Here is a 19,770-nt window from a genome sequence, read left to right as displayed (position 1 = left end):
TTAGTTGAAAATGTTATTTTACTCATGTTGTCCCCTAATCCCCATTATCTTGAAATTAAAGTATATAAAAAAATACCTATAGATGAAACACTCTTTTATAAGTGTCCTATCTATAGGTACCATATTACTCCGAGCAATCGCTTTTCTTGTGAGGTTACTATAATCCTTTAATCCTTGGAATAGTTCTGGAAAGACAACGTGAAAAATCGACCATAGCTCCTCAAGTGAATTCTCTACAGGTGTACCTGTGAGGGCAAAGCGATAATCTACTTGAAGCTTCTTCACCGCTTTTGCTGTTTGAGTAACCGGGTTTTTAAAGGCTTGAGCCTCATCAAAAAAACAATGTGAAAGGCTTGTTTTTCGTACCATTTAATGTCCCTTCGCAACAACGGGTAAGATGTAATGACTACATCTATATCTTTTACATCCTTCTGGATATTGCACCGTTCTGTTTTATCACCATCAATGACAACAGCTTGGACATCAGGGGCAAATTTCATGAATTCACTAAGCCAGTTATACGTCAAGGATGAGGGGCAAACAATAAGTGCCGGATGCTGCTTATTACGAATGTTAGCAAGCTCTGATCGTACAAACGTAATGCTTTGCAGCGTTTTCCCTAATCCCATATCATCTGCAAGGATCCCTCCAAACCCATAATGAGCAAGTGTTTTCATCCATTTGTAGCCATGTTTTTGGTAGTCCCGTAAAATCGGCTCCAGACTTTTTGGTACGTCAAATTTCAATCTGTCTGGATTTTTAAGATTTTCCAAAAACTGACGAAACGATTCCTCTACTGTAAAGGTATTAGTATCATCAACAGTATCTAATAGCTGTAAACCTCGGACAATAGGTACATTCAAGCCACTTTCTAGATCTTCATTCTGTACAGGAAGTGCATTCATGAAGCGTTTAATTTCTTCAAATTCCCTAGTTTCCAACGAGAGGATCGATCCATTCCTTAAGCGGTAGTACTTTCGCTTTTCCTCTAGAGCCAAAAGTACTTCTCGAATGTGTTGTTCTGGAATCCCGTCCATTTCAAATTTGAATTCCAGCCAATTCGTTCTCTCCTTTTTCATCTTTATCCTAATCTGAGGCCGAGCATTTCCTGTAAATATTCGGTTTCTCACTGCTGTAGTCGCATATAATTGGACAAGCTTTTGGAGCTTTGGAACAACATGGTATAAAAATTCATACTCCAGTTCTTCATTATGCAAAAAGTAGCCGCCGTCCGTCTTGGCGAACGAGCTGTTATCCATAAGCTGCAAAATCTCCTCCTCCTTCTCTACATCCCTTATGAGAATAGAGCTTGATTGGAGCTTGGGGGAACTTTCCAATGGATTAATCACCACATTTTCATAATGAAACTCTATCCCTGCAAGCAGGCGATTTTTCACCCTATCTAAGTATAGCTTGGCTATTAACGGTGTCTTTTCAAGCTGTTCCAGCATACTTCCCGATAATTGTACATGGCCTAATTTTTTTAAGCCTGGCACCACTTTATCTAGAAAGATACCAACTTGCTCCTGAGGAATCGGAATTTGATTCGTTCCTGAACCATCTAGCATCTCTTTTAGGTGTAAAAGTCGTTTGCAGTCCTCACTTTTAAGCTTAATTAGTTTTCCATCTGAAAGGACAGAATTATATGATTCCAATACAACCATTCGATTCATCCCTTTGATCTTCAGGTGATATCCCCTGCCCTCTGTATCAGTAAAGTCAAACTGTAAAGAAAGTGGCTCATTGGATAATTGAAGACCTTCATATATATATCCGTCATTTTCCAGCTTCACAAAGGGTGCTTTCTCTAGTAATGGAAAAAGCTTATTCCAAGAAGATGGAGGAATTAATAAGAGATGATTATGACTTACGTAATCTGAAGGTTCCGGCAATGCCCCAAGATACATCTTTTCATCATAGATAATTTCAATGAGCTGCTTAATCACCTCATCTGTTTCTTTTGGAAAACAATGAAGGTTTGGATTGTATGTGAATGAATTAGAAAGCAAGCATGGTCTTCCAATCTTCACATGCTCGAGAAATCCCCTAATATTTTGAACATTAATTGGACCAATCTTGATTTCTATTCCAAACATATAGCGTCCCTTGCCTATAGTAATAGGTTTACACATGAGCTCAGTATCAAGTACTTGCCTGTTTTCAAAGTGGAGCTGATGGCCACTTGAACGTAAAGGCTGTTCATTAAAAAGGGACAATAGATCATTTGTTAATGATGAATTTGTTGTAGACTCAGACTGATGGTTGCTTCTACTAATAGGAATAGTTCCATTACGCTGATGTTCGTAAATCGACAGTAAAACAGCGGCAACATGCTGACAATCCTTTTGAAAGGAAGCAAGTGTGGGACAGCTACATTTCGTGTGAAAATCTCCACCTTTATCCTGATCAATGGTGACATAGAAATCTTCCGTACCTGAAACAGTTGCTTCACAACCATCAGGACTGTAATATTCAAATGTTACTTTATTCGCGCGATAAAATGCGTCCCCTCTTTTGAAGGAGGAGGAACCGCACATTTCTATAATGATTTTTCGGTTTAATTTTATGTTCAAATGCCTTTCTCCTTCTTGAGGATATTTCGTTTCATATGAAATGGTCATGTAATTATAGGATTATACTCGTTGTTGCATGAGCAAGAATTCAACAAGATATCATTATGAACATCACGATTGTATCATAAGGAGGGCATATTTTTAGTTTGTATGTTCGAAAAAATATTCTAAACAAAGAAAAGAAGACCCACTCATCAATTTGAATAGGTCCCTGTTAATAAGTTTGAAAAAAGCCACTTTATAGTTATGTATTCATTTAATCTTTATTGCATTGTATTAGCTTAAAGTGTAAAGGTAGGATGATACTATACACAATAATGAATATAGGTATGCTAAACAGATGGTTCCAATGAGTAAGTTTCATATACCCTACCTGGACCACTGACCATTCAATTAAAATTGAAATGAGTGTAAATATTATTACTAATTTCCACCTATTCGCTTGATTTAAGTAGTTTAAATAAATAACTGCAAGTGATGAAGGAACAAAGCTATACGTTATAAGTTCACCTATACCTGAAATTTTAGGATGACCAAAATCAACTAAATCTAAAAATCTGGCAAATATGCCATCTGCAACCCAAGTTACAAGTCCGATTACACCCATTGTAATATAAAGTTCTCTCCAACCTATATTCTTCTTTGGCATTAGAAGAGCAACCAATAGTAAAATTATTGATATCGTTATTGGTAACCAAAGTCCTTTAGCTTCTAAATTTAAATTCTTAATAAGCGTCTCCATACTTAGTCCCCTAACGTCACTTTTTAATAATATGGTTTCCAGGTTAAAGAAATTTATGAATACAGATTACGTTCACTCCTCTTTTCAAATCCTTGATACCTATTGTGATTATTTACTTTAATGCTTTTTCATTTTCTGCTGGTTTACTTTTCTCAAAAATCTTAACAATTTTAGAAAAGTAATAAAAGCAGTACAATTCCATTTGTGAATTGCACTGCTTTTTATCGTTGTTTTTATTTGTTTTTTTCCTTTGTTATTCAATCAGACTCCAATTCTTTCATTTCTTCCGAAGTAAGAGTTACACTGCTTGCTACTATACTTGATTGGAACTCTTCTATATTATTTGGTCCGATAAGGGCACATGTTGGAAATGGCTGGTTTAAGACATATGCTAAAGCTATTTGATTTGTCGTCACCCCTTTTTTCCATGCTAGCTTTTCTGCTCGACGGTAGCGTTCCCAGTTTACTTCATTATAATAAACCCGGACCATTTCTTTATTTTCACGATTTTCAGGTGTGAATCTCCCTGTAAAAAAGCCTCCTGCCTGTGATGACCACGCAAATAAAGGCAGCTGGTTTTTGGTGTGCCATTTTTTGTCCTTTTCATCTACTGATACACATCCTGGCCATCTTGGCTCATTTGCTTTGGCTAAGCAGAGGTTCGGGCTATTGACCGCAAACCCGATTAGATTGTTCTTTTCAGCATATTCGTTTGCTTCTTGGATGCGGTTTGTTGTCCAGTTTGAGACACCAATTGCTTGTACAAGTCCAGCTTGAATATGTTTATTTAATGCATTAATTATAACTTCAACAGGAATTGTAGGATCATCGCGATGTAGCATATAGATGTCGATATGTTCAACCTGTAATCGTTGTAAGCTCTCTTGCAAATCCTGTTCAATTGCTTCAGGTGTAACACGTGGTCCGTTTTCATCAGGGTGGGCCCCTTTATCTAATATCACGATTTCGTCTCGTAGGTTCGTTTCTTTCAGCCATAAACCCACAGCCTTTTCACTTTCGCCATTATTGTAAATATGTGCTAAATCAATTGTATTACCTCCCGCATCCACATATGCGTTTAATAATTCTGATGCAAATTCCATATTACTAGGTGTGAACATCATCGAACCAAGGACAATTTGCGAACAGTCCTTATCCAAACCATTTACATGAATCTTTTTCATACCAATCCCTCCATCGATTTGTTGATTTTAAGACTAGTTGTAATTTTCTTTCCTCGTAAAAACCTTATTACAAAGTGTGAAAATGAGATAACCTCCTACACTAAAGCTGATAAAAACCGTAAAAGGTTGCCATAGAAACAGAACAAACATTCCAACGAGAACAAGAGTAGCTAGTAAACTAGATGGCAAAAAGCTCATAGACAATAAAAATGAATTTCTAATAACCCCAAAAACTTTTAGTTTGTAATGAACCATTACCGGGAAAATATAAACGGTTGTAAAAACCATTAATACGCTAAATAGAACTACGAAAGGTAATAGGATGAATTTCATTGCTCCAAGCTGAAGCATAAGGGTAAAGTTCATATATAAAATAAATGCAAAGAACCCCCAGAGGATACCAATTACCATGCTTTGTTTAAAATTTTCCTTGAAGTATTTCATGAAGACTGTGAATACAGCTGTATCATCATGTAAAATCCATTGTCTTACAACACCAAACATCGCTGCTGTCGCTGGGAAGATCGTGACAATCGGAAGACACATTAGCAGCCAAATCAGGTTTAATAAAAAAAAGTTTGATAGAAGTTCCAATACGCGAGTGAATTTACCATTCATTACATTCATTGTTTATCACCTCATGCTAGTTTAAAACAGGCACAAATTGAGCCGTTTTTTCATTTTCCATCGGCAAGAGTCAAACTACTGCTTAGCCAAGGAAATGACTTATTGTCCGTAATTTCGTTTTATTGTCGGATTGGTTCATTTTATTGTCCAGAATGAGAAGAATATCAACCGATTACTCTAATATATCGACCATTCGACAATAACTGACAAATACATTATCATGAACTTTTCGGATTCACCAACATAATTTTTCCATCTTCTAGCTCAACTCGCAGCTTGTTTGATTCTCCAAGCTCAATCGAATCTAAATAATCACGAGGGATTTGAATTCTTCCAGCACGATCAATGACAGCAAGCTCTACATGGGTTTCTTCCGCTTTCATCTCTTTTTCATTTAGTAGATGTTCTTCAGCTTCATAATAGGATTTTCTCAAAATTTCACTAGACGTCTTTCCGTCTCTAATCGCAACGACACGATCAAGCTTCTTTGTTAATTCCGTATCATGTGACACAATCACAATTGTTTTGTGAAGACTTCGATTTAATTCTCTAAAAACACCTAAAATAACATCTGCTGTTTTTGAATCTACACTTCCTGTAGGTTCATCAGCTAATAAGAGGTTAGGATCGTTGGCAAGTGAGATGGCAATGGCAACACGCTGTTGCTCTCCACCAGAAAGCATGGTCAACTTATTATGAAAACGATGTCCCATACCAACTAACTCGAGTAATTCTTTTGCTCTTTCCCGTTTATGGCGCCCTTTTAATAGCATGGGTAGCTCTACATTTTCGATTGCAGTTAAATAAGGGATGATGTTACGAGCATTGTTTTGCCAAACAAAGCCAACTGATTCCAACTTATAGCTGACTAGCTCCTTAGGCTGCAACCTTAGTAGGTCTTTGCCATCAACGACACATTTTCCAGCTGTAGGTCTATCTAAGCCGCCAAGCATGTTTAATAGTGTAGACTTTCCACTTCCACTGCTACCGATAATCCCCATTAATTCGCCCTTTTGTACATCAAGATCTAAGCCCTGTAGAGCCATGACTTCATGTTCATCATCCACTTTATAAATTTTAACTAAATCTTTACACTGTATCATGCTAGTCCTCACCTAACTTAATTGCTTGATAGATTTTTATTTTTTTCACTAGTACGACTAAAATCGATAAGCCTACTGTTAACATGAACGAAACAAATAAATATATTTTTTGTTCATCACTTGGATCGAACAATACTTGGAAAGGTAACTGGTTATCCATTGAGAGATGAAAAAGTGGTACGAAAAGGACGCTTGTCATTCCACCGATTATTAAACCTAGTAAACAAGCAATTCCTGATGTAAATACTTGTTCATATAAAAGGATTCCTATCAGTTTACGAAGTGGAATTCCGATTGCTCGATACACCCCATATTGAAGGACCCTCGACTTAATCGTTAAAACCCAGAATAATAGAAACCCAATAAAGGCAATTAAAATCGAGATGATAAATCCTAGAGAAAGTGTTCCATTTAATCCTAATAAAAAGGCACTATTTTTTAACTCTACTAACTCTGGATGAACATCATTCATTTCTAGGATTGGAAGATTTGCCTGTTTTAAACTTTCATATAAAGTCTCCCTAGATGCATCAGGCTTTACCTTTAACCAGACTTCATAGGGTTCTAGCCCCATTGCATTTTGAATATAAGGTAAATTAGCAATGATTAATGCTGGCTCTTCCTCATCCTCTTCAGCTTTTTTCGGGAGATAACCTGGCCAATAATCAATAATTCCATACACGACAACTTCCATCGTGTTTGTCTGATCGCCATCAAGCTTAATGTAATCTCCTTCCTTTACTCCAAGTGATTTTGCCACAGAGCTTGAGATTAATACCGAGCTCGGTTCTATAGCTAATAAATTTAAATACTCGTACCAGTGATGTGGAAGTAAGGATGGCTTAAACCAGGCTGTTTGCCCAAATTCCTTCGGTTCAATACCCATTACCTCGAAGGAATATAGGCTATTTCCCTTTGCTTCTGCCTTCATACCATTCACCCGAAGCACCTTTGCTGCATGATCGATTTCTTCTATTTGTAAAAATGGTTCAAATGAAGGCTCTGTATAAACTATTTCCTTTGCTGGCGATACAGGTGTTTCTGTTGCTACTTCTGTTGCTCCAGTTGATTCATTCGTCTCAGCAGGCGCAACTACTTCTGATGTTGCATGAACATCATTACTTTCCCACTTCACATCTATAGTAAGGTCAGCTCCATTTTCATAGCGAAGTTGCTGCTCAAAGTTTTCATTAAGTGTTCTTGCTGCACTTGCGCTAAATACCCCAACACCAATAGTCATGATGAGAAAAAGCATTAGAAATTGATACTGCTTTATGGAGCGACTTACTTGAATAAATGTACTGTAAAGTGAAAGATTCCAATATTTTTTTCCTAGCTTGTATATTGTTCCTAATAGAAACGGGTAAAGATGTAACAGAATTAGCCCGAGCCCAATGATGAATAGAGCTGGAATAAAAAATAAAATCGGATCAACAAATAACTCTTGATTTGCTACTGGCTTCCGATTATTAAATACATATAGCCCGTAACTTGAAATTCCAATCAGAATTAGTCCTAATATTAGTGTTAGCCAGTTCGTTTTTGCCATGGCCTTTGCTGCAAGTTGTTTTTGATGAACAATACTTTGTTTCGATCCTTGATACACTGGGATCATAATCATAAAAACTGACGTTATTAAGGCAATTGCACCATATAGATATGATTCAGCTCCTACTCGCACAGGTAAGGACTCTCTTTGTACAAACTGAAGGAAGCCGTTTGTCCCACCTAATAATTTGCACATTAACATTCCAATCTGTGGACCTATTAAAAATGCAATGACTCCTAGAATTCCAATCTCGATTAAATAGATAAACATAATTTGCAATCTTGTTGCCCCACGGCTGGATAAAACAGATATTTCGCTAAGCTGTCGATTTACAATTAAGCGTGAAACCATAAAGAGGTAGAGTGCTAGCATAACAAGGACAGGCACATTTAAGGACCATAGCATTGTCTTTAACTGTTCCTCTTTTTTCTCATATGTTGCTAAAATATCTGCAATCGGAAAATTAACAATTACATTTGCGTCAATCACATCACTAATTTCAGCTTTTACATTTCCCTCTAACTGAAGTAAGGAGGGGAGATGCTGATTTTCGATGGCATGATAATCCCAAGCTGAATAAAAACGTGCTGATGCGAGAAACTCTTCTTTTAAAAGCTCTTTTTCAAATGTTTCCTCTAATACAACGAAATCATCGGTATATCGTTCAGGTGGAATCGACCAATAAGGATCATTTTGTTCTTTTGCACGAAATGTACCGACTGGAATGACTGAGAATTTCTGATTCCCTTCTTCTGCTCGTAATTTATTATTTAAGACAATTCCTCTTTTTTTCAACGTTCTCTCTGGTACTAATACTTCGATTATCCCATTCTCAGTTTTGGATGGAAGTCGTCCATCCGTAATGGTAATATGCTTCTCAATATTTGTGAGACTAACAAATCTCCCATGCTTATCAGCTTCTGTCATGTTTTCCTTATAGATGTTGAAAGGAACCGTATTTAAGACTGTCGCATTCGTTAGGATCGGTACATTCACTTCAGTAGTAAGCCTATCATTTATTCTTTCGATTTCCTCCGTAGCTTCTACTGAGTTTTTCCCTTCTGAAAAGCTTGTTAAAAAAGAAAATTCCCCCGGAAATTGTTTATTATCAATTTGATGTTGTTCCAATTCCTTTACTAATAGCTTATGTAACACGCTTGAGGTATAGGTGGGTATACTTGAGACAAGTGAAACAGTCATTAAAAGCCCAAGGAATAAGCTGCAGGTTAACCATTTATTATTCAACATTTTTTGAATGATTATTTTTAAAAGCGCCACTCTTGCTCACCTCTTCCTACTTCAAAATGACTGTGTCTCCCACTTCTAAGCCACTAATAACTTCAACCTCAGTTGCTGAAACAAGCCCTTTTTCAATATCAATTTCTCGCTTTGCTTGACCATCTAATATTTGTACGTAATCACGGCCAACTAAAGTTCTTAAGGCACTCTTTGGAATAATAAGGACATCCTTTTTCTGCGCAGTAATAATTTCAAAATCAGCAGATTCTCCTACATTTATATCCTTTGGTGGCTTTTCAATGGCCATAAAAATACTTCGTTGATACAAATCAGGGTTCTGTTCAAGCTTTTCGATCGGAACTTCCGAAGGTGTTTGGACGACTTTTCCTGTCAGTGTTTTCCCATTAATCAAAATCTCTGCTTTCATACCAACCTTTGTATCTACTACATCATCACCACTGATAGCCGAGTAAACGAGTTGTAAATTTGATGTATCGGCAACATGAACAATTGATTCAAATGCTTCAATAGCATCCCCTGCTTTTTTTTCGGAAATAAATGTAACGATCCCATTTATAGGTGACGTCATTTTTGTTTTCTCCAGCTCACTTCTAAGATTTTCAACTCGGATTTGCAGGCCATCAATATCTAATTGAGCCAATTCAAGTGAGTATGAATCTGCTGCCTGTGCACGTAATTGCTTAACTTTTATTTCTGCCTTCTTTAATTCAATTTCTGCTAACTCTAATTCAACTGTTAAGCTTCCAGAATCCAATTGTGCAATGAGCTGACCCTTTTTTACGATCTCTCCCTTTTTCACACTCACCTTTTTCAAGCGGCTACCTGACTGTGAAAAAGATAAAGGTTGATTTACTGCAGGTGTTAATGTACCTAAGCCTTTTACACGTTTAATAACATCGCCTTTTTTCACTTCAACAGTATCGTATTCAATCTTTGCAGGCTCTACTAAAGGAGGAGCAAGCACAGGTTCCTCTTTAGGAAGTAGTGAACAAGCTGACAAAGGGATCAGTAGAGCCAATGAAAGACATGAATTTGTGAAAAATCGAAAGCCTTTCGTTTCATTCAATACTTCCATCCTCCAATGTATACACTTTATCCAGCATTTCCATAATAGCTGGGTCATGTGTTGTCAAAATCATTGTCGTTTTTTTCTCGTTTACCAGTTTTTTAAACACTTGAACAATTTGAAAGGCCATTGTACTATTCAATTCAGCTGTAGGTTCATCCGCTAAAATAAGTGGCGGTTCAGTTGAAATTGCTCGTGCAATTGCCACCCTTTGCTGCTCACCGCCGGAAAGTTCATACGGACGATGTTTTGCTCGATTTGTTAATCCAACTACGTCAATGGCCTCTTGAACTCTTGAATCCCATTCCTCTCGTGGTATACCAGCAACACGAAGTCCAAATTCAATATTTTCTTCAACAGTCATAAGTGGAACAAGTCCATGAGATTGAAAAATAAAGCCAAGCTTCGTTCTGCGATATTCAGCTTGCTGCTTCGTATTTAACTGGCTAAGAGGCTCCCCTTGAAAATAGATTTCTCCGTTTGTAGGTCGATCTAGTGCACCTATTAGGTTCAGCAAAGTTGTTTTTCCAGAACCAGATCTTCCCTTTAAGGCTATTAGTTGATTTTCTTTGATGGAAAGATTAATTTGATTTAATACTTGTACTTTTCGATTGCCGCTACCATATACTCTTTCAACATCCTTTATTTCAACAACGGTATTGATTGCTAGTCACCTCCTATTTATTTTTCAATACAAAGCTCCTATTCTCACAAATTAAAAGAGGAAAAGAGCAAACACACTCTCTTTTCCTTAATTCTTCACTATTATTATTTAATAGACCCCTCAGTTAACCCTGCGATAAATTGTTTACTAAACATGAGGAATACAATTAATATCGGAAGGGTTGCCATAAATGTTCCAGCTAAAATCATCGCAAAATCTTGATAGTATGCACCATTTAATGTTCTTAGGGCAATTTGTATCGTATGCATGCTTCGATCCTTTAATACAACTAGTGGCCAAAGAAAATCGTTCCATACGTTCATAAACGTAATTAAGCCTAATGTTGCCATTGCTGGACGTACAGACGGCAATACGACTTTCCAATATAACGTGAAATTTGAACAGCCATCCATTCTTCCTGCATCCAAAAGTTCATTTGGAATTGTAGCTGATATATATTGTCTCATCCAAAAGACCCCAAACGCATTGACCATTGCTGGTACAATAACGGCATTTAAACTATCGATCCAGCCTAATTTACTAACAATCATGTAGGAAGGGATGATCCCTAATTGAGAAGGTACCATCATTGTCGCAATGATAAAAATGAACAACCAGTTCTTACCTTTGAACTCTAATTTTGCAAACGCAAAGCCAGCTAATGAGCAAAAGAACAGAACAGAAACTGTAATCGTTGTAGACGTAATTACTGAGTTCATAATCGCCTTAAAGAAATCGATATTCACAAAAACCTTTTGCGCATTTTCAATAAAATTCATACCAGGCAACATTGCTGGTGGAAATTTATTGACTGCAGATGTATGGTTAGATCCAATAACAAACATCCAATAAAATGGAAAGATTGATAGAAATGCCATAACAGTCAGCAATAAATAAGTAATAATCCTTCCAGGGCTGTACCGTTTAACTCCTACTTCATTCATTTCAATTCACACCCTTATTCAGCAGATTTGATTCGGTTTGTAACAAATAGATTGACTAAAGAGAAAAGAACAATAATTAGGAAAAGTACCCAAGCAATTGCTGATGAATAACCAAATGAGTTCCGTACAAATGCTTCTTCATATAAGTAGAGAGTCATTGTAAGTCCTTGGTCTAATGCTCCTCCTCCGTTTCCAGAGAACATTAGCGGCTCGGCAAAGATTTGCATTCCGCCAATTGTTGATAAAATAACGGTAAAAATCACCATAGGACGTATCATTGGGATCGTTATGTAAAAAAACTGCTGCATTTTATTCGCACCATCAATTGTAGCTGCCTCATATAAATCTTTTGGAATACTTTGGAGGGCAGATAAATAAATAATCGTGTTATAACCTGTCCATCTCCACATTACCATGGCGGAAATGGCAATATGAGTACCTAAATAGGAAGCCTTCCAGTTAATTGGGTCAACACCTATAAACGATAGGAGGTAGTTTAGAATACCGTAATGTTCTCCAAAGATGGCACCAAAGATAATCGCTACAGCCACAACAGAGGTTATATTTGGTAAGAAAACAGCTAAACGGAAAAATTCTTTTCCCTTAAGTAAGGCAGAATTTAAAATAAAAGCAAAAATTAATGCAAGAAATAATTGGGGTAAAGTGGATATAAACCAAATACTAAATGTATTACCTAACGCCTTCCAAAAGAGAGGATCTGTAAATAGGAGTTGATAGTTATTAAAGCCAACAAACTCTTTTGTGCCTAAAATGTTCCATTTATGAAACGAAATATAAGCTGTAAAAATAATTGGAAATAGACCAAACACACCAAAAATGATAAAAAATGGAGAAATATATAAATATCCTGAAATATGATCTTTCGTTGATTGTTTCAACGTTTTTTTAGATTTCGTGACTGTCCCGATTGTACCGTTCTTATTCACTTCTAAATTTGAGGCCACGCTTATCTTCCCCCTTTTAAGTAGCATCTTAAAGATGAGAGACTGATAGATAACCAGTCTCTCATTTTTTGAACTTTTAAACTAACGATTAGTAAAACGCTAATATTATTCGTTTACGACTTTAGCTTTTACAATTAGCGAGCTAATTCGCGTTCAAGTTGTTCCATTGCTTTATCCCAGCTAGCATCTGGTTTCGCTTGCCCGTCCTTCACACGAGTAATGGCATCACCGATAATCTGCTCAACTTGGATGGACTCAGGTCCTTCAATAATAGGTTTTACTTTTTGAGCAGCTTCTGCATAAATTTTCCCTACAGGTGCATTATTGAAATATTCACTAGTAAAGCTCTGAATTTCTTCAGAATTGTAGATTCCAGGTGTAGAAGGGAAATTACCAGATTCTTTAAATGTTACTAATTGTTGTTCTGGTGATAACAGCCACTTGATTAATTTATATGCCTCTTCAGCATTCTTAGATTCTTTTGGAATTGTTAAGAAAGAACCTCCCCAGTTACCTGATCCTTCTGGAAGTAATGTCATATCCCATTTTCCTGCAGCATCAGGTGCAGTTGCTTTCATGGATGTCATCATCCATGCGGGTGCAAGAATTGTTGCATAATCACCATTTAACATCCCTGTTCCCCACTCTGATGAAAATTGTTCAAATCCTGCAGTTAAATCTTTATCAATGATCTCCATTGCAAAATCATATGCTTTTTTGATTTGAGCATTGTCTTGTACAATGATATTTCCGTCTTTATCATAATACTTTTCGTCACCTTGTCCCTCTAAGACTGTATAAGCACCATTTGGAGAATCAATTAATGCCTTACCTGTTTTTGCTTTAATTTGTTCGCCAACTTTAAGATAGTCATCCCATGTGTTAAACAGTGCTGCTACTTCTTCACGATCTGTTGGTAAACCTGCTTGTTCAAAAATATCGGTACGATACGCCATTGCTTGTGGCCCAATGTCTGTTGGTAAACCTAGCAAGTGTTTACCATCTGCAGTTAATGCTTGCTGCCATTTCCAGTCTAAATAATCGCCTTTTACATCTTCTGCACCTAAATCAAGAAGGTTATGAAAATGATCTGGATTCGCTTTCATTTTATCGATTCCTTTTACTTCAATAGCAGAGATGTCAGGAGCACCACTACCTGCAGCCAACGCTGTAGTTAAGTTACTATGTACATCTTCAAATTCTGATGTTTGAATATCAACCTCAATATTATTATCTTTTGCATATTGTTCAATTTGTTTTTCAATCCCCATGTTTGGCCATAACCAAATCGTCAACTTTGTTTTTCCACCACTATCTTTTTCATCACTAGATGTGTTGTTACTACTACAAGCTGCAGCTCCAAATAAAAGAATGACACTAAACAAGAGTAGGACTAGCTTTTGTACCCCAAGCTTTTTCACCATACCAATTTCCCCCTTTTTCTCTTAAGTTTAACCATTAAACTAACTTGCTTGTCTCTAATTATATTCTGATAATTCGCCATTGTAAATATTTTTGTAAGGGTTTTCATTCTGCAAACTTCGACTAATTTCTGATATCCCCAACAGCAATCGACAAGTATTTACAATTCCTATTAGTTAGTGTCGTATTTAACAATGTAAGAAAGGAATATTATGTAGTTTATTGTAAATTGTTGATGAAAAATTATTTAAGTATAGTTGGGATATGTTTTAATAACTAGTAAGTAAGATACAACTATAATCCAGATAGGTTTTAATACTCACTCAATATTGCACAAAAAACCGAGTAAGTGTTTCATACTTAGCTTTAATGAATGACTATTTTTAAGTTTATATATATATGATGATATTAGGAACAAAAGCGCAAGCGCCTTGAACAGTATCGGGCAAATAAGACGCTTAAGAATAGAAGGTGTTCTTTACCTTCAATTCTTAAGTGGCTGTAGACCCAAGAGGGCTAGGCGCTGGAGCTGGATGCCAAGCGCTTATCCACAGTACAAAATTTTTATAATTTCCTAGACAGTAAAAAAGGACAGATCCCAAAATTGAGGGGACTGTCCCTAATAGTAGTTACACCATTATCATTATTCTGATAAATCATTATGAAGCGTGTTTTCGCATACTTTTCATAATAAAGCTTACTATAAAGACTAAGATGATTGCTCCAATTAACGCTGGGATAATATAAAAGCCACCAACCTCTGGTCCCCAATGGCCAAATATAAGTGAACCAAGCCAAGCTCCAATAAATCCTGCAATGATATTACCGATAACTCCTCCTGGTATATCTTTACCTACAATTAATCCAGCTAACCAACCAATTATACCTCCAATTATTAATGCCCAAAGAAATTCCATCTTCAACACTCCTTTAGAATTTTAAGTTTTAATTTATGTTGTTGATAATTAAATACCCCTTCTCTTAAGTCCTAAACTATTATTCTAAAAAATTTTTAAATAGATTTGTGATTAGAAGAAATGTAGAGAATAACTCTACTTACTATTTCTCTAATGTGAATGTCTTTTCAATTTCTTGTTTTTTTCCGAATAAATAAAGCTGATCTCCTGATTGTAATTTTGCTTCCTCGATATTGTTTCGAATCTTTACATCCTCTCTTTTAATCATTAAGACAACAAAATCGACTGAATCATGCTCTTTCATGATCTCTGTCATTTTATTATTTATGAGAGGAGAATCACCCTTTATTTGAAATTCAAATACTTGCTCATCTTCTTCCTTTAACGAGACTTCTCTTATTGGTAATGTAGTTGTATCTTTTTCTATTACTCTACTTTTATGTTCAAGTTTCCTTAAGAGGAATTTCTGAACAAATGGTGCTTTTAACATACTAAAAACACAAATGACAAATGCTGCTATATATAGGATGGCACTTGTTCTAAGATCATCCTCTAATAGACTACTAACAGAAGAGATAATAACGGCTAGTGAAAATGCACCAAACAAGATTAAAAAGATTCCAAGCTTTCTTCTTAATGGGTGGGATAAAATAAACTCTGATTCACCTGTTGTATAGCCTGTCCCCGTCATCATTGAAATAACCTGAAATCTTGACACCTCCTTCTTTAGTCCTGTTAAATGAAATAAAATCACGTGAATTTCAATAACCGTCATAATAATTGCAAAATAAATGAGTAAAAATAGTAGTGTCAATATATATTCACCCCACAAAAATTGGCTGGGATTATTAGCATCCCAACCAACTATTTAACAGATCATTACTGCTTCTTCTCATTGTAAAATTTCACAGAGTACATAGCACCTTCACTCACCATATTATTATCCTCTAGATCATATGGATGTGGATTGCCTCCTTTTTCTACTGGAAGACTTTCACAATTATCAATTGCTGAAGGCTTTACCTTACGCTTCCATTCCCGTAAAGTATTTTCCACTTTTATTCTATTTGGTTTTGATGAGACCCAAAGCACAATAGATGTTCCCATTCCAACTGCCATAATAGATTTAATCCCAATTGTACGTTTCATAACAATCACTCCTCATTAAATAGGATCTTGTGAAACAACTTTTAAAGTCATGACCATTTTACAGGTGTAATTATTTATCTTACATACCCTTTTCAAATCTAGTAAAACATTTTTCTATAAAAAAGTGAAAGGTTTTAAAGATAGAGAAAACGGGCATTATCTTGTAAAAAGAACAACAAATCTTATCATAAGTAGGGACTCAAATGGAACAAAAAAACTGGAAGTGGCATAGATTCAACAGTAGCGATGATGTGAAGAAAATGCAGCAATCTATTAATGTTGATGAGAGCCAATTCATAAGAGAATGGCTGAGTGAGATTAAAAGCAACAAATCAAATTCCATAAAAATTGAACTAATCAACGACGAGTATTATCTCCTTAAAGGAGCGCTCGTTTACGACCAAAATTTCAATGATGAACGTGAATATAAGATTTTTCATTTTTATCTAACGACAGAAACATTTATTACAGTAGACTTAGACCTGTCTCTCTTTAAAAATAGTGATATTGAACAAATGCTACGTCATATACGTAATTCGAAAAATTCTATTGACGGCTTCTTACTGATTTTAAAGGAAATACTTGCTGAGTATTTAGTAAAAATTGACGTTTTTGAAGGAGAGCTACGGGAACTTGTATGGGGAATTCACAATAAGAATAAAACGAGTATTCTCGAAAAAATTTATAAACGACGGCATGAGCTACTTGTTTGGAGTAATTTGCTTATACCGATAAATGAGCTGATCATGGCAATAGAAGAAATTTATCTTGATGTAATACATAATAATAAAATATTTATGCGTACGGATAAACGGATAAAAAGAGCGCTTTATTTAATTAATGAATATGAGCATGAGGTTGATTCAATTATTAATTTAGAAGAAGTTATTTCTTCACATCGTGGAAATGAAATAATGAAAACATTAACTGTAATGACGGCTATATTCACTCCTGTTATGGCATGGGGTGCCCTTTGGGGAATGAATTTTAAATTTATGCCTGAACTAGAATGGAAATACGGATACTTTGTTTCCCTATTAATAATGACAATCTCGATGGTTTCTGTGTATGTGTATCTTAAAATGAAAGGATGGACAGGTGACCTTTTAAAAGGGAAGAAAAAAGGGGCATTTTTCAAATAGGGTGAGGAAAAAGGGCTGGCACCCATTTCAATGAACAACTATGCCCTATTATTGAAGATGAGCAGGGAATATTCAACCACTGTGGTGAAAGTTTTAAAAAGGAAATATTCACTCACTCGCTGAAATATATATATATGGACGTTAAATAAATAGGGTGTCAAATGACTAAACCCATTCTAGGAGATGATCAGAGATCGAAACACGAGTGAATCAAATTGAATTGAATGGACTGACTTTTCAATATCGTGAGAGTGGGGAACCTTCTGCACCGCCGCTTGTTGCACTTCACGCGCTAGGAAAAAGTGCAGAATCATGGGATCATGTGGCTTCTGTTTTAAGCGAAAAATATCACGTTTTAGCTTTAGATCAACGGGGTCACGGTGGGAGTGCAAGAACTAGTACATATAGTTTTGAACTGATGTGTGATGACTTGCTTCATTTTGCGAATGCATTGAATTTGGAAAAATTTACACTAATTGGTCATTCCATGGGGGGAACAGTATCCTATCTTTTCTCGGAGAAATTCCCGTCAAAGGTAGAGCGATTGATTGTTGAAGACACTCCTCCTCCCTTTCCGGATAAGCCGATCGAAGTTCCATCACAGCCTTCTGATCCCCTTCCGTTTGATTGGCTGGTTGTGCCTTCTATTTTACGACAACTTAATGAACCCAATCCCGAATGGTGGACGCTTCTGACCGCCATTAGCATGCCGACTTTAATTATAGGCGGTGGGGCAAGTCATATTCCTCAAAATAAATTAAAGGAAGTTTCTGAGCTTATTCCGAATTGCGAAATGGTAACGATAAAGGATGCTGGGCACTTTGTGCATGATGCTAATTTACGAGCCTTCTTAGCTGCCGTAAACGGTTTTCTTAATTCGTGAGTTTCCGTACGCTTTCACGTTACCCTAATTCATATGAAACAAAAAGGCGCCATTCTGCAGTAGAAATTGTGCCTTTCTTTATAATATTGGCCTAAGAAAAGGAATGATATATAGTTAATAAAAATATCTAGGCTACGTTCAGTCATCCAAAGAAGTAATTTACTTCTATGGGATAATTTAGTATAATCTACATAATATAACAGAAGGGAGTGAGAAAACGTAATGACAAATTTCATGAAGTTAACCTTGGAAATTAAATTTTATTGCTTCTCACTCATACGGATTAAATTAGTCAATTGATTTAACCTATGTTTAGAGCTTGGGCAATTAAGCACAGGCTTTTTTTGTTATTATGAATTAAACATTCTGAGCCAAAGGGTTATTTAAAAGATCCTGTGGTTTTTTTGTTGGATTAAATTAACGAACGCCTTAGCTAATTTATGTTTAATTTCCAGAGAGAAGAGATTTAATTAACAAAAAAGATAATGAGGAGTTGTCTGTTAATGTTGAAATTAAAATATCTTTTTAACAATGGGGATTTAGCAGAAATGTTGTTGGGAAATTGGGAATTTGATAAAGAATCTATTGATATGTTTAAGTATTATAGAATATCTTCAAATGCTATTTATCCATTTCAAGCCCTAAGTAAGACACAACTTTTAAGATTCTCTCCAATTACAGAAAAGAACCGAGAAAATATTCTAGCAGAGCTTGAGTTTATTTCTTACCTGCGTTCTAAGCAGTATGGTGTTTTAGAAACGGTTGTAGCAAAAAATGGAGAGGAACTTGTCGAAGCAAAAACTCCATGGGGTGAATACTTTGCTTCTGTATTCAAACGTGTAGCAGGTAAACAGATTAGCATGACAGACTTAAGTGATAGCGTCATTTTCAGTCATGGAAAAGCATTAGGAAAACTTCATCAGTTATCTAATCAGTATGAACCTACTAAACACAAGCGCTGGTCATATAATGATGTGTTAAATTGGATTGATACTATTCTAGTTGATTTTCCACATGAAAAATTGGCTTTGACGGAAACTAAGTTATTAAAAGATTATTTTGACTCTATTCCTATTACAAAAAGCAATTTTGGATTGATTCATTATGATTTTGAATATGATAATGTTTTCTTTGATGAAGTATCCAAATCTTGTAACGTTATTGATTTTGACGATGCTATGTATCACTGGTATGTGATGGATATTGAGCAAGCACTAGAAAGCTTACAAGATTGTATTCCAGCTGAAATGTTTCAGCAAAAAAAACAGTGTTTTATGAATGGATATCGTACTGAATATGAAATTTCTGATGATGAAATGTTTTTAGTACCAGCTTGCAAACGTTTTGCCAATTTATACGGTTATGTTCGTATATTAAGATCAGTAGAAGAAAAGTGGGAAAATGAACCTGAATGGTTAGTAAGTTTGAGAGCGAAATTGAGAATGATCATGAAGAATGAAACTCAGTACTTTGGAATGGAAATTTAAGATTTGAAACTTACCGATAGAGATTCAAATCATATTGAAGAATAGCGAGGAATCGATGACTAATTAAATCCTCTTTGGATCACTGATAGTTTG

At 35.8% G+C, this 19,770-nt stretch carries 16 protein-coding genes and 1 pseudogene; 3 read left to right on the top strand and 14 right to left on the bottom strand.

What is annotated here, in order from left to right:
* Window positions 1-18: 18 nt before the first annotated feature.
* From I7822_RS26925 to I7822_RS26860, 14 genes and pseudogenes are all read right to left on the bottom strand, one after another.
* A pseudogene (locus I7822_RS26925) lies at window positions 19-2,537 on the bottom strand (SNF2 helicase associated domain-containing protein).
* A gap of 292 nt (window positions 2,538-2,829) precedes the next feature.
* The gene (locus I7822_RS26920; RefSeq protein WP_207982132.1) at window positions 2,830-3,315 is read right to left on the bottom strand and encodes a hypothetical protein; all 486 of its coding nucleotides are present in this window, start codon (window positions 3,313-3,315) and stop codon (window positions 2,830-2,832) included.
* 257 nt (window positions 3,316-3,572) lie between these two features.
* Complete coding sequence (locus I7822_RS26915; RefSeq protein WP_207982131.1) at window positions 3,573-4,499, bottom strand: aldo/keto reductase; 927 nt, start codon at window positions 4,497-4,499, stop codon at window positions 3,573-3,575.
* 33 nt (window positions 4,500-4,532) lie between these two features.
* Window positions 4,533-5,126, bottom strand: a complete 594-nt coding sequence (locus tag I7822_RS26910; RefSeq protein ID WP_207982130.1) for a YesL family protein — start codon at window positions 5,124-5,126, stop codon at window positions 4,533-4,535.
* A gap of 218 nt (window positions 5,127-5,344) precedes the next feature.
* A complete protein-coding gene (locus I7822_RS26905) occupies window positions 5,345-6,229 on the bottom strand; it encodes an ABC transporter ATP-binding protein (protein WP_207982129.1) in 885 nt (294 codons plus the stop codon).
* A 1-nt stretch (window position 6,230) separates the two neighbouring features.
* Window positions 6,231-9,056 carry an ABC transporter permease gene (locus I7822_RS26900; RefSeq protein ID WP_207982128.1) on the bottom strand — a complete coding sequence of 942 codons (2,826 nt, stop codon included), beginning with the start codon at window positions 9,054-9,056 and terminating at the stop codon, window positions 6,231-6,233.
* Between the two features lie 16 nt (window positions 9,057-9,072).
* Window positions 9,073-10,104: an efflux RND transporter periplasmic adaptor subunit gene (locus I7822_RS26895; RefSeq protein ID WP_207982127.1), complete on the bottom strand. Its 1,032-nt coding sequence runs from the start codon at window positions 10,102-10,104 to the stop codon at window positions 9,073-9,075.
* Complete coding sequence (locus I7822_RS26890) at window positions 10,097-10,690, bottom strand: ABC transporter ATP-binding protein (protein ID WP_307847897.1); 594 nt, start codon at window positions 10,688-10,690, stop codon at window positions 10,097-10,099. The genes I7822_RS26895 and I7822_RS26890 overlap by 8 nt, the downstream gene beginning before the upstream one ends.
* A gap of 182 nt (window positions 10,691-10,872) precedes the next feature.
* On the bottom strand, window positions 10,873-11,712 hold the full coding sequence (locus tag I7822_RS26885; protein ID WP_207982126.1) for a carbohydrate ABC transporter permease: 840 nt from the start codon (window positions 11,710-11,712) through the stop codon (window positions 10,873-10,875).
* Between the two features lie 14 nt (window positions 11,713-11,726).
* The gene (locus I7822_RS26880) at window positions 11,727-12,677 is read right to left on the bottom strand and encodes a carbohydrate ABC transporter permease (protein ID WP_307847896.1); all 951 of its coding nucleotides are present in this window, start codon (window positions 12,675-12,677) and stop codon (window positions 11,727-11,729) included.
* Between the two features lie 134 nt (window positions 12,678-12,811).
* The gene (locus tag I7822_RS26875; RefSeq protein WP_207982124.1) at window positions 12,812-14,101 is read right to left on the bottom strand and encodes an ABC transporter substrate-binding protein; all 1,290 of its coding nucleotides are present in this window, start codon (window positions 14,099-14,101) and stop codon (window positions 12,812-12,814) included.
* A gap of 657 nt (window positions 14,102-14,758) precedes the next feature.
* Window positions 14,759-15,016, bottom strand: coding sequence for a GlsB/YeaQ/YmgE family stress response membrane protein (locus I7822_RS26870; protein ID WP_207982123.1), 258 nt, complete (start codon window positions 15,014-15,016; stop codon window positions 14,759-14,761).
* 142 nt (window positions 15,017-15,158) lie between these two features.
* Entirely contained in the window at window positions 15,159-15,830 is a 672-nt protein-coding gene (locus I7822_RS26865; RefSeq protein ID WP_207982122.1) for a TrkA C-terminal domain-containing protein, read from the bottom strand.
* Window positions 15,831-15,895: 65 nt separating this feature from the next.
* Entirely contained in the window at window positions 15,896-16,165 is a 270-nt protein-coding gene (locus I7822_RS26860) for a YbyB family protein (RefSeq protein WP_207982121.1), read from the bottom strand.
* Between the two features lie 203 nt (window positions 16,166-16,368).
* Here I7822_RS26860 and I7822_RS26855 point away from each other — a divergent pair, with 203 nt between their 5' ends.
* The 3 genes from I7822_RS26855 to I7822_RS26845 all read left to right on the top strand — a co-directional run bounded on the left by I7822_RS26855 (window position 16,369) and on the right by I7822_RS26845 (window position 19,677).
* Window positions 16,369-17,307 carry a magnesium transporter CorA family protein gene (locus tag I7822_RS26855; protein WP_207982120.1) on the top strand — a complete coding sequence of 313 codons (939 nt, stop codon included), beginning with the start codon at window positions 16,369-16,371 and terminating at the stop codon, window positions 17,305-17,307.
* A 193-nt stretch (window positions 17,308-17,500) separates the two neighbouring features.
* The gene (locus I7822_RS26850; protein WP_207982136.1) at window positions 17,501-18,190 is read left to right on the top strand and encodes an alpha/beta fold hydrolase; all 690 of its coding nucleotides are present in this window, start codon (window positions 17,501-17,503) and stop codon (window positions 18,188-18,190) included.
* A gap of 503 nt (window positions 18,191-18,693) precedes the next feature.
* A complete protein-coding gene (locus tag I7822_RS26845) occupies window positions 18,694-19,677 on the top strand; it encodes a phosphotransferase enzyme family protein (protein ID WP_207982119.1) in 984 nt (327 codons plus the stop codon).
* The last annotated feature ends 93 nt before the right edge of the window (window positions 19,678-19,770 follow it).

This window comes from Metabacillus bambusae, assembly GCF_017497975.1.
Taxonomy (GTDB): domain Bacteria; phylum Bacillota; class Bacilli; order Bacillales; family Bacillaceae; genus Metabacillus; species Metabacillus bambusae.
The sequence above is the reverse complement of the archived record's forward strand: the minus strand, read 5'-3'. Positions and strand labels throughout refer to the sequence as shown.